The organism is Bacillus sp. LR_5 (assembly GCF_042709275.1).
In genome coordinates this window covers 1-15454 of record NZ_JAVAXX010000034.1, presented here as the reverse complement: position 1 = coordinate 15454, position 15454 = coordinate 1, and the positions used below count along the sequence as shown (strand labels likewise).

The 15454-nt window shown below is 48.5% G+C and carries 13 protein-coding genes; 10 read left to right on the top strand and 3 right to left on the bottom strand.

The genetic code is table 11. The features are described 5' to 3' along the window. The first annotated feature begins 2 nt into the window (after window positions 1-2). The 9 genes from rhgX (at window position 3) to RAC86_RS10120 (ending at window position 12937) form a co-directional block, all read left to right on the top strand. Window positions 3-1841 (top strand): rhamnogalacturonan exolyase, encoded by a 1839-nt coding sequence (gene rhgX, locus RAC86_RS10160; protein WP_377885560.1) that lies wholly within the window; start codon window positions 3-5, stop codon window positions 1839-1841. A gap of 157 nt (window positions 1842-1998) precedes the next feature. Next, complete coding sequence (locus RAC86_RS10155) at window positions 1999-2652, top strand: rhamnogalacturonan acetylesterase (protein WP_003233813.1); 654 nt, start codon at window positions 1999-2001, stop codon at window positions 2650-2652. Between the two features lie 7 nt (window positions 2653-2659). Beyond that, a complete protein-coding gene (gene yesZ / locus RAC86_RS10150) occupies window positions 2660-4651 on the top strand; it encodes a beta-galactosidase YesZ (protein WP_029726635.1) in 1992 nt (663 codons plus the stop codon). A 43-nt stretch (window positions 4652-4694) separates the two neighbouring features. Continuing rightward, window positions 4695-7268 (top strand): exo-rhamnogalacturonan lyase family protein, encoded by a 2574-nt coding sequence (locus RAC86_RS10145; protein ID WP_377885558.1) that lies wholly within the window; start codon window positions 4695-4697, stop codon window positions 7266-7268. Between the two features lie 121 nt (window positions 7269-7389). Then, the gene (locus tag RAC86_RS10140; protein WP_377885557.1) at window positions 7390-8898 is read left to right on the top strand and encodes an extracellular solute-binding protein; all 1509 of its coding nucleotides are present in this window, start codon (window positions 7390-7392) and stop codon (window positions 8896-8898) included. Window positions 8899-8952: 54 nt separating this feature from the next. Continuing rightward, window positions 8953-9909 (top strand): ABC transporter permease, encoded by a 957-nt coding sequence (locus RAC86_RS10135; protein WP_015482931.1) that lies wholly within the window; start codon window positions 8953-8955, stop codon window positions 9907-9909. 13 nt (window positions 9910-9922) lie between these two features. Continuing rightward, window positions 9923-10810 carry a carbohydrate ABC transporter permease gene (locus RAC86_RS10130; protein WP_003242715.1) on the top strand — a complete coding sequence of 296 codons (888 nt, stop codon included), beginning with the start codon at window positions 9923-9925 and terminating at the stop codon, window positions 10808-10810. A gap of 8 nt (window positions 10811-10818) precedes the next feature. Then, on the top strand, window positions 10819-12159 hold the full coding sequence (gene lplD / locus RAC86_RS10125) for an alpha-galacturonidase LplD (protein ID WP_033883224.1): 1341 nt from the start codon (window positions 10819-10821) through the stop codon (window positions 12157-12159). An 82-nt stretch (window positions 12160-12241) separates the two neighbouring features. Next, a complete protein-coding gene (locus tag RAC86_RS10120; protein WP_377885556.1) occupies window positions 12242-12937 on the top strand; it encodes a DUF421 domain-containing protein in 696 nt (231 codons plus the stop codon). A 36-nt stretch (window positions 12938-12973) separates the two neighbouring features. Here the strand turns inward: RAC86_RS10120 and hmoA are convergent, their stop codons facing one another. From hmoA to RAC86_RS10105, 3 genes are all read right to left on the bottom strand, one after another. Next, the gene (gene hmoA, locus RAC86_RS10115; RefSeq protein WP_003243958.1) at window positions 12974-13300 is read right to left on the bottom strand and encodes a heme-degrading oxygenase HmoA; all 327 of its coding nucleotides are present in this window, start codon (window positions 13298-13300) and stop codon (window positions 12974-12976) included. Window positions 13301-13403: 103 nt separating this feature from the next. Further along, window positions 13404-13766 carry a VOC family protein gene (locus RAC86_RS10110; protein ID WP_033883226.1) on the bottom strand — a complete coding sequence of 121 codons (363 nt, stop codon included), beginning with the start codon at window positions 13764-13766 and terminating at the stop codon, window positions 13404-13406. Window positions 13767-13857: 91 nt separating this feature from the next. Continuing rightward, window positions 13858-14352 (bottom strand): hypothetical protein, encoded by a 495-nt coding sequence (locus RAC86_RS10105; protein WP_003244106.1) that lies wholly within the window; start codon window positions 14350-14352, stop codon window positions 13858-13860. Between the two features lie 197 nt (window positions 14353-14549). On the opposite strand from RAC86_RS10105, the gene RAC86_RS10100 reads away from it, so the two are divergent. Next, window positions 14550-15422 (top strand): STAS domain-containing protein, encoded by an 873-nt coding sequence (locus RAC86_RS10100; RefSeq protein ID WP_033883227.1) that lies wholly within the window; start codon window positions 14550-14552, stop codon window positions 15420-15422. Window positions 15423-15454: the final 32 nt, after the last annotated feature.

Sequence of the window (15454 nt, the reverse complement as noted above, 5' to 3'; positions counted from 1 at the left end):
AAATGAAACCAAAAAAGAGGCAAATGGAATACCTGACCAGAGGTTTGATTGCGGTAAAGACAGAACAGGGCGTGTTTGTCAGCTGGCGTTTTCTCGGCACGGATCATGAGACGACGGCTTTTCACCTTTATCGGGATGGAAAGCGGATCACCCGCGATCCAATCGCTGAAAGCACTAATTTTCTCGATCAAAACGGAACGGCTGACGCTGTTTATCAAGTGGCGGCTGTCAATAAAGGACGGGAAGAAAAGCTTTCCAAGGAAGCTCGAGTTTGGCAGGAAAATGTCCTGGAGGTTCCGCTTGCCAAACCGGAAGGCGGTGTGACGCCGGACGGAAAGCCGTACACTTACAGCGCCAATGATGCCAGTGTCGGGGATGTAGACGGGGATGGAGAATATGAAATCATCCTGAAGTGGGACCCGTCCAATTCAAAAGACAACGCTCATGACGGTTATACCGGGGAGGTGCTCATAGATGCCTATAAACTGGACGGCACCTTTTTGTGGCGCATCAACCTCGGCAGAAACATCAGGGCGGGCGCTCATTACACGCAATTTATGGTGTATGACCTTGACGGTGACGGAAAAGCAGAAATCGCCATGAAAACAGCTGACGGCACAACAGACGGGAAAGGACATATCATCGGTGATGAGCAGGCCGATTTTAGAAACGAACAGGGCAGAATTTTGTCCGGCCCGGAATATTTGACGGTGTTTAAAGGAGAAACCGGTGAGGCGCTCACGACCGTGGAATATGAACCGCCCCGCGGCAAGCTGGAGGATTGGGGAGACGGATATGGAAACCGGATGGACCGTTTTCTCGCTGGAATCGCTTATTTGGATGGGGAGCGGCCGAGCCTTGTAATGGCACGCGGCTACTATACGAGAGCCGTGCTCGTGGCATACGATTTCAGAAACGGAAGGCTCAAAAAACGCTGGGTATTTGACTCCAACCAGCCGGGACATGAAGCATACGCAGGACAGGGGAACCACAGCTTGAGCGTGGCGGATGTCGATGGAGACGGAAAGGATGAAATCATATACGGCGCAATGGCGGTCGATCATGACGGAACCGGCCTGTACTCAACGGGGCTCGGGCACGGAGACGCGATGCATGTAGGGGATCTGGACCCGTCACGAAAAGGGCTTGAAGTGTTCCAGGTACATGAGGACGCCACGAAGCCGTACGGACTGTCACTGCGAGATGCCGGAACCGGTGAGATATTATGGGGCGTCCATGCTGGAACTGACGTTGGCCGGGGCATGGCAGCTCATATTGATCCAAGCTACAAAGGGTCGCTCGTCTGGGGAATTGATCCGCCGGGCAATGATGGCATGTCGTATGGGCTTTTCACGAGCAAAGGCGAAAAAATCAGCGACAAAGCGCCCGCTTCAGCCAATTTCGCCATCTGGTGGGACGGTGATTTGGTCAGAGAACTGCTTGATCATGACTGGGACGGAACGATCGGCAGGCCAAAGATTGAAAAATGGGATGCTGAAAACGGCTGTCTGAAGACGATATTTCAGCCGGTTGGCGTGCTGTCCAACAACGGCACGAAAGGAAACCCGGTTCTTCAGGCCAACCTGTTCGGAGACTGGCGGGAAGAAGTGATATGGAGAACGGAAGACAGCAGCGCGCTCCGTATCTATACAACGACACATCTCACCCGCCACCGCTTTTACACGCTGATGCATGATCCGGTTTACAGGCTCGGCATCGCCTGGCAGAATACCGCCTACAACCAGCCGCCGCACACGAGCTTTTACCTCGGAACGGGAATGAAAAAACCGCCGAAGCCCGCCCTGTACATAGCGGGAAGTAAAGCGGAGGCACCGCTGTAGGAGGACTAAGGGATAAGACGCAAAGGCTGAACGCTACGACAAGATGATTAACGAACGGGCAGGACGAACCAATGCTCAAGCGCTGTACGCACCGGTCTTTTTCAAGGGAAGAGCTATCCGTGATGGAAGCTGTATAAAAAACGAGGGGGAATGAAAAATGGCAAATCATATTTATCTTGCCGGCGATTCGACTGTTCAAACGTATGGAGACAGCACAAATCAAGGGGGCTGGGGGCAGTTTCTCGGCTCGCATCTGCCGGAGCATATTCAAGTGATCAACAGAGCGATCGGGGGAAGAAGCTCGAAAACATTTGTGGAAGAGGGCAGGCTTCAGGCAATCCTCGATGTGATTGAGCCGGATGATTGGCTGTTCGTGCAGATGGGCCATAATGACGCGTCAAAAAATAAGCCGGAGCGCTACACCGAGCCCTATACTACTTATAAACAATATTTAAAGCAGTATATCGCAGGCGCGCGGGAAAAAGGCGCCCATCCGCTTCTCATTACCCCCGTAGCCCGCTTTCATTACGAAAACGGCGTGTTTTTGAACGATTTTCCTGATTACTGCATTGCCATGAAGCAGACGGCTGAAGAGGAGAATGTCCAGCTCATTGATCTGATGGAGAAAAGTCTCGCTTTCTTTACTGAGAAGGGCGAGGAAAAAGTGTACACCTATTTTATGATTTCAGAAGGGATTAATGATTACACGCATTTTACAAAAAAAGGCGCAAATGAAATGGCGAAACTTGTGGCAAAAGGCATAAAGGAGCTCGGCCTGCCATTGACAGAATCGATCATCAAAGAAAGGTGAAAATGGGATGAGAAAACTGTATCATGGCGCTTGCTATTATCCGGAATTATGGGATGAAGAGACGATTCAGCAGGACATTGACATCATGCGTGAAGTTGGCGTAAATGTTGTGCGGATCGGCGAATTTGCCTGGTCTGTCATGGAACCTGAAGAAGGAAAAATTGACGTCGGTTTTTTCAAAGAAATCATCGCCCGGCTGTATGAAAGCGGGATCGAAACGATTATGTGCACGCCGACGCCTACCCCGCCAATTTGGTTCTCACACGGCCGGCCCGAACGCATGCATGTCAATGAAAAAAGAGAGATCATGGGGCATGGCTCCCGTCAGCATGCCTGTACGAACAACCCGTATTTCCGAAAAAAAGCCGCCATCATCACCACAGCCATCGCCAAGGAGCTTGGCCGGCTCCCGGGGCTGATCGGATGGCAGCTAGACAATGAGTTTAAATGCCATGTTGCAGAATGCATGTGTGAGACATGTTTGCGCTTATGGCATGACTGGCTCAAAAATCGCTACGGGGTGATTGAGCGCTTGAATGAAGCTTGGGGAACCGATGTGTGGAGCGAAACCTATCAGACGTTTGAGCAAGTCCCGCAGCCGGGACCGGCCCCGTTTCTGCATCACGCTTCTCTAAGCACCATGTATCAGCTGTTTTCGATGGAGATGATCGCTTCGTTTGCGGATGAACAGGCCAAAATCATCCGCTGCTATTCAGATGCGCCGATCACGCATAACGGATCAGTCATGTTCAGCGTGGACAATGAGCGAATGTTTCAGAATCTCGATTTTGCCTCCTATGACACGTACGCTTCGCAGGAAAACGCCTCTGCCTTTTTATTGAACTGTGATTTATGGAGAAATCTGAAACAGGGACGCCCGTTTTGGATTTTGGAAACGAGTCCGTCGTATGCCGCCTCGCTTGAAAGCTCCGCTTACCCGCACGCAGACGGGTATTTGCAGGCCGAAGCCGTATCGTCCTACGCCTTAGGAAGCCAGGGATTTTGCTACTGGCTATGGCGACAGCAGCGTTCAGGCAGCGAGATTTCCCACGGTTCGGTTCTCAGTGCCTGGGGCGAACCCACCATCGGCTATCAAAATGTGCTGGCGGTTGAGCGAGCAAGAAAGGAAATCGAGCCTATTATTCTATCGACTGAACCCGTTCAAGCCGAGGCGGCAATGACTTACTCTGATAGAGCAAAAGCATTTATTAAAACTGAGCCTCACCGGGGACTCCGGCATCGTTCGCTTGTGACGCATTTTTATGAACGTATTCTCAACACGGGGATTCACCGTGACCTTATTCCGGAAGGCGCTCCACTGGACGGCTATCGCTTGCTGTTTACGCCATTTGTGCCGTATTTGTCTTCTGAATTTATCAAAAAAGCTTCGGCATTCGCTGAAGCGGGCGGCATCTGGATCACGGGGCCGCTGACAGGAGGGCGCACATGCGAGCATACCATTCATACCAATTGCGGACTTGGCGAACTTGAGAAAACGTCAGGGATCAAAACACTTTTTACCTTTCCGATGAATGAGAACGTGAATACAGGAAAAGCGTTTGGCATCACGGCGCCGCTCGGACTATGGAGCGCGGTGTTTGACACAGAGAGCGGAAACACCCTTGGCACGGTTGAATCAGGACCGGGGGCGGGCCATGCATTTCTGACGGAACGGAATTACGGCGAGGGGAAAATTGTCATGCTGGGCTCGCTTCCATCCGGGAAAGAAGGGGATGCGATGCTGGAAGCGCTCGTTAGGCATTACGCGGAGGAAGCTGTTATTTCCAGCCGGTCGGATGTTACGCCCAGCACAATCGTTGCCCCGCGCAAAGGCGATAACGGCCTTGTGTGGATCATCGTGAATATGGATGGAAAAGGAGGAAGTGTGACACTGCCGGAAGCGGGAACAGATCTGTTGACGCACCGCTTGGAAAAGGCGGGGAGGCTGGCGGTCGGACCGCATGAATACCGTGTGATTCAATTTGACAACCCCAGCTGATTCTTTGCATCGAATCAGCTTTTTTCTATGGAGGGAGAGACCGATGAAAAAGATCAAATGGTTATCAGGACAGCCAAAGGTGATAAGCGGTGTGACGTGGGGCGTGCCATGGAAAAAAGGAGAATTAAAAAAGGGTGACCGTCTGGCGCTTATGAATGAAAACGCGGAAACGCGATATGTGCAAAGCGAACCGTCGGCCTATTGGCCGGACGGGAGCATCAAGTGGACGAAGCACGCGGCGGTGTTTGGCGGTCAGGAAAACCAAAGCTTTATAGTGCACAAAAGAGAAGTGCCGCAGCCAACTGAATCGCTCAGCATTCATGAGACAGAGCATGATATCCAAGTGGATACAGGAGCACTCGTTTGTACCATTCATAAAACAGGATCTGATTTCATTCAATCATTGCAGATCAACGGAAAGCCGATCGCCGCAGGCGGGAGGCTCGTCGCGATAAGAGAAACGAGAAAGGAGTCGGCGGCGGAAACGGTTCTTTTGCATGAAAGGTCTGTCAGCTTTATCAAACGGGCGGCGATTGAGCAGAGTGGTCCTGTCAAAGCAGTAGTCAAAATCGAGGGAGTGCATGTGCTCCATAAAACGAATGAAGAATGGCTGCCGTTTGTCATCCGATTGACGTTTTATGCCGGGCTGTCTGAGATCGGCCTTGTGCACACGCAGCTGATTGACAGGAACGGTAAACAAGAATTCATTAAGGGGCTCGGCATCGAATTTGACCTTTTTTTGGAGGGGGAGCCGTACAACCGCCATTTCCGCTTTGCGGCAGAGAAGGGGATGTACAAAGAACCCGCCCAGCTGTTTGGCACACGTAAATTCAATGAACGGTATCCGCTTTATGAAAAACAAATCAATGGCGAAACACTGTCACCAGATGAAGAGCATAAGGAATGGTTTGCACATGGCACACAGAATGCGGTTTGGGACGATGTGAAGCTTGTTCAGGATTCAAGCGATCATTACAGCCTGTCAAAACGGACCGGAAAAGATTATGCGTGGGTTGGAATGCTGCATGGCAGCCGGGCGAAGGGGCTTTGCTATGCGGGCGGAGAAAATGGCGGTGTGGCTCTCGGCCTGCGGTATTTCTTTGAGAAATATCCTTCAGCACTGGAAATCACAGGTCTTGCCGGCAGCCGCCCCAAAATGACTATCTGGCTTTGGCCTCCGGACGGCGAAGCGATGGATTTGCGGCATTATACAGGAAACACCCACGTGGCCAGCGCGTATGAAGGCTTTGATGAAATGCGCTCTGATCCGACAGGCATTGCGAACACAAATGAAATAAGCCTGGCGTGCTTTTCGCACATGCCGTCTGACGAAGTCCTCAATGCGCTGGCTGACAAATGGCAGGCGCCGCCGCTCATTGTATGCGAGCCGGACGTCTATTACGAATCAAAAGCACTCGGGGTATGGAGCATCATTGACACATCCCATCCGCTCAAAAAAGAGCTGGAAGAACAGCTTGATGCGGCCTTTCTGTTTTATAAAAAGGAAGTAGAGCAACGCAGATGGTACGGTTTTTGGCATTATGGCGATGTCATGCATACGTATGACCCGATCCGGCATATGTGGCGGTACGATCTCGGTGGATACGCATGGCAAAACAATGAGCTCGTTCCGACCCTATGGCTGTGGCAGGCGTTTTTCCGCTCAGGCAGAGAGGATATCTTTCGCATGGCAGAAGCCATGACCCGCCATACGAGCGAAACGGACAGCTTTCACCTCGGTGAATACGCCGGACTTGGTTCACGGCATAACGTTGTGCACTGGGGATGCGGCTGCAAGGAAGCGAGAATCAGCATGGCCGGGCTTTATAAATTCTATTATTATCTGACGGGTGATGAGCGGACGGGAGATCTTTTGACAGAAGTGAAGGATGCCGATTATGCCCTCGTCAAAACCGATCCGATGCGCGCTTTTTACGAGAAAGGCAAGCACCCGACTCACGCCAGAACGGGACCGGACTGGGCGGCGTTTTGCTCGAACTGGCTGGCGGAATGGGAGCGGACCGAAAATCCGAAATATCTCAAAAAAATCGAAACGGGAATCAACTGTCTGAAGCTGCTGCCGCTCCGCTTATTATCCGGCCCGACATTTGAATATGACCCGGCGACCTCGATGCTTCATCACATGGGAGACGGCATTGCGGGCGGATATCATATGATCATTGCCTTCGGCGCGCCGCAAGTGTGGATGGAGCTGGCTGAGCTTCTTGATGACCGGGAATGGGAGGATATGCTGAGTGAATTCGGCGAATTTTACACACTCAGTGATGAGGAAAAACGGAAAAAAAGCGGAGGCGCTCTTCATGACAGGCATTTTCACTGGCCGATGTTCGCCGCCGGTATGACAGCCTACGCCGCGAGAAAAAAACAAGATCCTCATCTCGCCGCCAAAGCGTGGAATCTTTTGCTCGATGATAAGCTCAGCCATACGCCGCTTCCGATCAAACCGGAGCGCATCGAGACATGGACGCAGCTAGAGGAGCTTCCATGGGTGACAACGAACACTGTCTCTCAATGGTGTTTAAATGTCATAGCGGCGCTGGAACTGATCGGAGATTCCCTTCCGGCAAAAAAAGAAACATCGGGCAAAAAAGGATAACAGCCGGAATTTCATAGGAGAAATGGTGCAAAAAATGAAGATTGCAAGAATTTATGTAAGCGCTTTATATTGAGAGGGGCAAAGGGGAAATGCAAATTGAAAAAAGGGGGACTTACGCAACATGAAAATAAGAATGCGAAAAAAATGGATGGCCTTGCCGCTTGCTGCCATGATGATCGCCGGATGCAGCCATTCGGAAACATCCAATTCAGCAAGCGGTTCGAAAGATACGATCAAAATTATGGCGCCGCTTTTATCGCCGGAAAGCCCGAGTGATAAAAGCCCTTCATTAAAAGCGCTCGAAAAATACACAGGCAAAGAGATTAAGGTCACATGGGTGCCTGATTCATCCTACAACGACAAATTCAACATCGTCATGGCTTCAGGAGAGATGCCTCACGCGATTGTCATTAAAGATAAGTCAGCCGGCTTTATCAAGTCTGTCAAAGCAGGGGCGTTTTGGGAACTGTCTCCTTATTTAAAAGACTACAAGAATTTAAGCCAGGCAGATGAAAAGATTTTGAAGAACAGCTCGGTGAACGGCGAGGTGTACGGAATCTACAGAACGAGGGATCTGATCAGGGCGTGTATGATCATCAGAACCGACTGGCTGAAAAATGTCGGTCTGGATATGCCGGAAACGCTTGATGATTTCTATGAAGTGCTGAAAGCCTTTAAGGAAAAAGATCCTGACGGAAACGGCAAGGATGATACGTACGGCATGGTCGTGCCGAAATGGATGGGACTCGGCAACGGAAGCCCATGGGATGTTCTGCAAATCTGGTTCGGCGCTCCGAACCGCTACGGTGTTGAAAACGGAAAGCTGATTCCAGATTTTACAACGAAGGAATACATGAATGCGCTCACGTTTTTTAAAAAGCTCTATGATGAGGGATTGATCAATAAGGATTTTGCTGTCATGGATTCTGCGAAGTGGAATGATCCGGTTGTAAAAGGAAAAGCGGGTGTCATCGTTGATACAGGCTCAAGAGCGTCTCAAATCCAAAGCGCGATGGAGGAGGCGGATGAGTCGAACAAGGATATCATTGATATCGTCGGCTCGCTTGAGGGACCGAATGGCAAGCGCACTTTCCCGACATCTGGTTATTCAGGCATGATCACGATACCAAAATCAAGCGTCAAAACTGAAAAAGAGCTGAAAGAGGTGCTGTCCTTCCTCGATAAGATGAATGATAAGGAAGCGCAGATTCTCAAGAACAACGGAGTGAAGGGCCGCAATTACGAGCTCAAGGACGGCGTATTCACCTCACTTGAAAAAAACAACAAATCTCTCCTGTATGAGCATGAAGGCTTGGCACAGTTCAGCATGTCGATTCCGAAAAGCGAGTATTACATCGAAGACCAGAAAACCAAGCTCTTCCAGCATCGCAAGGACATCATAACCGAAGGAGAAAAAATAGCCGTCTTTAACCCGGCTGAGTCGCTTGTATCTGATGTCTATACCCAAAAAGGAGCCCAGCTTGACAACATCATCCTCGACGCGAGAACACAATTTATCATTGGAGAAATTGATGAAAAAGGGTTCGCTGATGCAGTGGAGCTTTGGAAAAAAAGCGGCGGCAATGACCTGATGAAGGACTTGAACAAATTGTACCAATCGTCAAAATAAACCGATGCGCCTGCCTTTCGGCGGGCGCCCCGGTATCACGAAAGGAGAACAGATATGGAAACAGTGCCGAAGAAGGGAGATTCACCTGTTCTCACCGCTGGAAAAGGCATCAGCTGGATGGCTGCGCTCAAACGGGACAAATGGCTTTATCTTCTTCTTATTCCCGGTCTGCTTTATTTTTTGATTTTTAAATACTTGCCGATGTGGGGCGTGCTGATCGCTTTTAAAGACTATTCGCCATATCTTGGCTTCTGGAAAAGCGAATGGGTCGGTTTTGATTATTTCAAAGACTTTTTTATGAATCCGGATTTTTTCCGGCTGCTGCGCAACACCCTCATGCTGGCGAGCCTGGATCTTTTGTTTGCCTTTCCCGCGCCTCTCATTTTAGCCCTGCTTTTGAATGAGGTAAGAAAGGCCGCGTATAAAAGATGTATCCAAACCTTTATTTACGTACCCCATTTTGTATCATGGACAATTGTGGTCAGCATCACCTTCGTTTTCTTTACTGTCGATACAGGTGTGATCAACAAAATGATCATGAGCCTGACAGGTGAGCAGATTTCTTTCTTGTCGGATGCAGACTGGTTCCGGCCGATGATTGTGATGCAAAGCATTTGGAAGGAAACAGGCTGGGGAACGATTCTATTTTTGGCAGCGCTTGCTACGGTTGATCAAGAGCAGTATGAAGCGGCCATCATGGACGGAGCGGGGCGGTTCAGGAGAATGTGGCATATTACGCTGCCGGCGATCAGAAGCACCATTATCGTTTTGTTGATTTTAAGAATCGGCAGCTTTTTGAATCTTGGCTTTGAACAGGTGTATTTGATGACGAACTCACTCAACCGCAGTGTGGCTGACATCTTCGACACGTATGTGTATATGATGGGGATTACCCAAGGGGCGTATAGCTACAGCACGGCGGTCGGTTTGTTTAAATCAGTTGTCGGGATTATCTTGATTTTTGGCGCCAATTACATTGCGAAAAAGTTTGATCAGGAAGGATTGTTTTAGAGGAGGGAGAGGTATGGCTGAAATTCACACGATGCACAACACCAAAGCCGGACGGGTGTTTGACGTCTGCAACATTCTGTTTCTCGGCGGTGTCGGCGCGATTACCATTTTGCCGTTTTTATATATTATCGCCGGTTCCTTTGCGACAGAAGCGGAACTCGCCCAGCGGAGCTTCTTTATTTTCCCGAAAACCTTTACACTTGATGCTTACAAGTATGTGTTTTCGACACCGACGTTCCTTCGAAGCATGGGCGTGTCCATCTTCATCACGGTGGTTGGGACGGCTGTACAGCTGTTTTTCACCTTCACGATGGCGTATCCGCTGGCGAAGCGGCATGTGAAGGGACGGAATCTGCTGTTGAATCTGGTGATTTTCTCCATGCTGTTTTCAGGCGGCATGATTCCGACGTATCTTGTCGTAAAATCACTTGGCCTTTTGGATACGTATTGGGCATTGATTCTGCCGATGGCGATTAATCCGTTCAACCTTATTATTATCAAAAACTTCTTTCAGCAGCTGCCGCGCGAGCTGGAGGAATCAGCAAAAATTGACGGCTGTTCCGAAATCGGCGTCTTCTGGCGGATCGCCCTGCCCCTGTCAAAGCCGGTTATTGCGACCTTTGCGCTGTTTTATGCGGTCGGGATTTGGAATGATTTCTTCCACGCTCTCTTATATATCAATGACAGTGCAAAATGGCCGCTGCAAATGGTGCTTCGCCAAGTCACGATTTTATCGGATTTAACGGCGACCAATGGCGATACGATGCAAAATGCCGTTCCGCCGGAGCAGGGAATTAAACTCGCTGTCATTGTCATTGCGACGCTGCCGATTTTGGCGGTCTATCCATTTTTACAAAAACACTTTGCAAAAGGAATGCTGATCGGTTCGGTGAAAGGCTGAGAAAGGGAGTGTTTCATATCAGTACATTAGATCAGATTAAGATTGCCTATATCGGCGGGGGGTCCCAAGGCTGGGCCAGAAGCCTGATGAGTGATTTGTCGATTGATGAAAGGATGTCAGGCACGGTGGCGCTCTATGATCTTGATTTTGAAGCCGCTCAGAAAAATGAAGTGATCGGCAATCACAGCGGGAACGGCAAATGGAGATATGAGGCTGTTTCTACTTTGAAAAAGGCGTTATCAGCCGCGGATATCGTCATTATTTCCATTTTGCCGGGATCACTGGATGATATGGAAGTCGATGTCCACTTGCCTGAGCGCTGCGGTATTTATCAGTCTGTAGGTGATACTGTCGGGCCTGGAGGAATCATCAGAGGCTTGCGTGCTGTGCCGATATTTGCAGAAATTGCCCGGGCAATAAGAGACTACGCACCAGAGTCATGGGTCGTTAATTATACAAACCCGATGTCTGTCTGTACAAGAGTACTGTATAAAGTGTTTCCCGGCATCAAAGCAATTGGCTGCTGCCACGAGGTATTCGGGACGCAAAAGTTATTGGCGGAAATGGTCACGGAAAGGCTGGGGATTGAGGTGCCGCGGCGTGAGGATATCCGCGTTAATGTGCTCGGCATTAACCATTTTACATGGATCACAAAAGCCTCTTACCGCCATATTGACCTGCTGCCTATATTCGGTGAATTCAGCGCGCACTATTGGGAATCAGGATATGAGCTGGAGGGGGAAAGCTGGAGGGACAGCGTCTTTTGTTCGGCACACCGTGTTGCGTTTGATTTATTTGAAACGTATGGCGCCATCCCTGCTGCGGGTGACAGGCATCTGGCAGAGTTTCTTCCCGGTCCATACCTCAAACAGCCTGAAGTATGGAAATTTCATCTCACACCTATATCATTCAGAAAACAAGACAGAGCTGAGAAACGACAAGAAACAGAACGGTTGATCGTGCAACAACGGGGCGTTGCTGAGAAAGCTTCGGGAGAAGAAGGCGTGAACATCATAGCGGCTCTTCTCGGATTGAGTGAACTCGTCACAAATGTAAATATGCCGAATCAAGGCCAGGTCTCAAACCTTCCTATACAAGCCATTGTCGAAACAAACGCATTCATCACAAGGAACCGTGTCCAGCCGATTTTGTCCGGAGCGCTTCCGAAAGGTGTGGAAATGCTGGCGGCTAGGCATATATCCAATCAGGAGGCAGTGGCGGACGCAGGTTTAACAAAGGACACTGGCCTCGCGTTTCAAGCCTTCCTCAATGACCCGCTTGTCCAGATTGACCGCAGTGATGCAGAGCAGCTTTTCAATGACATGCTCCAATGCACCATGCAAAGCTGAGCTTGCCGATTAGCTCTTTCCGGTTTAGAAAGGAAAGCATTGACCATACTGATAGTATAATCAAGAAGTAGGTGCTATCAATATGGGAAATTATTTAAGTGTTGCGGTAGAACTGGTCTGCGGTTTAGGCATTTTATTTATCATCTTAAAGCTTCTCGGGAAAACCCAATTTTCTCAAATTACGCCGTTTGACTTTATCTCTGCTTTAATTTTAGGAGAATTGGTCGGAAATGCCGTTTACGATCATGAAATCAAAATCAAAGAAATTATTTTTGCTTCGCTGCTGTGGGGCGTGCTGATTTATATTATTGAATTTATCACGCAAAAAATGAAATCATCGCGAAAGTTCTTGGAGGGCGAGCCGAATATCGTCATCCGCAAAGGGGAGCTTCAATATAAAGTATTGAAGAAAAATAAGATGGACATTAACCAGCTGCAAAGCCTATTGAGGCAAGCTGGGAGCTTTTCGATCCAAGAAGTAGAATATGCGATTTTGGAAACAAACGGGATGGTCAGCGTGCTTCCAAAATCAGACTTTGACAAACCGACCAATAAGGATTTGCAGGTTCCTTCGAAGTCTGTTTCCCTGCCAATCACGTTAATCATAGATGGAGAGCTTGTCGGGGATAATCTGAAGGAAGCAGGTGTGGATGAACAGTGGCTGAAGCAAGAATTGAAAAAGAAGAACATTGATAAGACAGAGGACGTGTTATTTGCAGAATGGCATAAAAATAAGCCGCTGTATACCGTAACATACGAACAAAGCAGATCAACATGACTCTTAGAAAAAAGCTTGCAGCAAGGCGCAAGCTTTTTATTGATTGTATGTCCCTTGTTTGACAGCACGTACATGGTACATGCTCACTTCAGTGCTGATCAGATAGTCAGGCTTTGGTTTGCCTTTGTTTGCTTTATGGCCGGCGATATGCGCATCGCTTTTTTCCCATTGCTTCCAGTGATCCTCTGATTCCCAGCGAATCATGACAACAACTTCTTCATCACCGCGGCGCACATTTTTCTCAAGCACTGTCACATCAATTAAACCTTCTTGTTTTTCAATGATTCCTTCAGCGCTGAAACGTTCTATGACTTTATCTGCAAAGCCTTCTTTAACCGTCATTTTTCTCAACTGTACAAACATTTGTCTCACTCCAATCATTCTCACATATGAATAATTGTAAATGAAATTCATTCTCAATGTCAAAGAAAGCGCAGGGCGGAATCGAACCGCCGTGCGCAACAGTTTATTCTTTTAATAAAAACACATTTCCGTCTTCGTCCTTAAATTGAATGAAGGTGCCCCACTCCATTTGATTGGGCTCACCGAGAAATTCTACACCGTTTGTCTTCATTTTCTCGTATGTACCAAAGATGTCTTCGCATTCAAACACAATAGAAGCCTTCATTTGCTCTGAGCCTTTCATCATGGCTTTCGGGTAAATGACTAAACGAGTCTCGGCCCCTTTTGGCGCAACCTCCAGCCAGCTTGCTTCAGGTCCCATTGGGTGGTCCGCTGCAATATCAAAGCCTACCTTCTCTGTCCAAAATTGCTTCGCTTTCTGCTGGTCCTCGACATATATAGCAACAGTGCCAATTTGTTTGATCATAGGGAAACCTCCAAGTTGAAAAGATAATAATACTATAACCTGTTTACGGACGAAGTAACATAAAAAAATCAGCCGGGAAACCGGCTGATTATTAAAATGAGCAGCTTACAACATCGATGTGATTTGTGTCTAAGGCGAAATAAACCCAGCGGCGCCGTGAGGAATCCCAATAAAAGCCGCCGACGGATCTTCTGCCAAGGATGATCGGGTAAAACCAAAATGAGCGGCCATTGGTTAACCAAACATAGGTAAATCGGAAAAGGCAAGGACGAATGGTGATTGGTTCAACTAACAAAACGGCTCCTTGAGAACCCTGCGGTTTTGGGGGTTTCGCTGGTATTTGGGAAGGAGGAGGTCCCTGCGGCGCACCGCCGAAGCCTGGGCTGGCACCGCTGCCAATACCAGGGCCGGAGCCGCCGCCAAAGCCTGGAACAGCACCGCCGCCAATGCCAGGGCCGGAGCCGCCGCCAGAGCCCGGAACAGCACCGCTGCCAATGCCAGGCCATGGATATCGGTATTCATATTCAAAAGCAGGCCAAGGCTCATAAAAATGCCCCGCAAACATATAAGGATCAACATAATACATGTGATAACGTCCTTTCTCATTGTAAACTGTACACTGCAGTTTATGCGGGCGGACTCTTATTGGTGCATTCGCCTAAGGATATGAAGCTGAAATGCTCTCAGAGAGCAGAATCATTTGATTTTTCTCTAGTCTTATTCACAATTCCGATTTATCATTTTATAATGAAAGTGCTTCTATTACGAAAAAGGAGACAGACCGTGAATATCGATCAATTATTATATCAATATATCATAGACAACACTGCGGATATTACTGAGAAATGGTTCAGTTTGCGTTGCCAGCTAAAAGGCGAGCTATATTCCGCCAGCCATTTAAGTGAAGAAACGAAAACACTTTTAACCGAGCAGCATACATTTACCAATATAACAATCGCAAGCGCATTTCTGGAGGATCAAACCGATTTTCAAGACAACATGACAAAATGGGCGGAAAACGTTGCGAAAAACAGGGTAGAGCAGGATGTTCAAGTGCATGAGGTCGTAGAAGCCATATCCAATTCTAGAATCTCATTCTGGGACGCAGTCGCCACATTTATAAAAGAGAATCAGGAGATCGTCACAAATGAGGATGCAGACCGATGGAACCGCATTGTGAATCAGTCGTTCGATAAGCTCATTATTGAATTCTCTGAGCAGTACCAAAAATTCATGCTGATGAGGCTCACATCTCAGCAGGAATTGATCTCAGAGCTTGGCTGCCCGGTCATTTCCATTGCCGATGGAATCGGGATATTGCCGCTTATCGGCTCCATTGATACAAAACGGGCACATGTCATTTTAGAAACAGTGCCGGTCCGCTGTGTCGAGAGAAAAATCACAAGCCTCGTCGTTGATCTTTCGGGTGTTCCGATTGTGGATACCATGGTGGCTCAGCAATTGTACAACCTGTCTAAAACACTTTTCTTATTAGGCGTCAAAGCCGTATTTTCAGGGATTCGCCCGGATGTGGCCCAAACATCGATTCAATTGGGGCTTGATTTTAGTGAATATGAAACGTACGGCACGCTGAAGCAGGCATTAGAAAACATGGGTGTCCGCTGTATTGTTGAGGAATTGGAAGAAAACAAATAGAAAGTTTCCAGGCATATGATTGTCCGTCACCG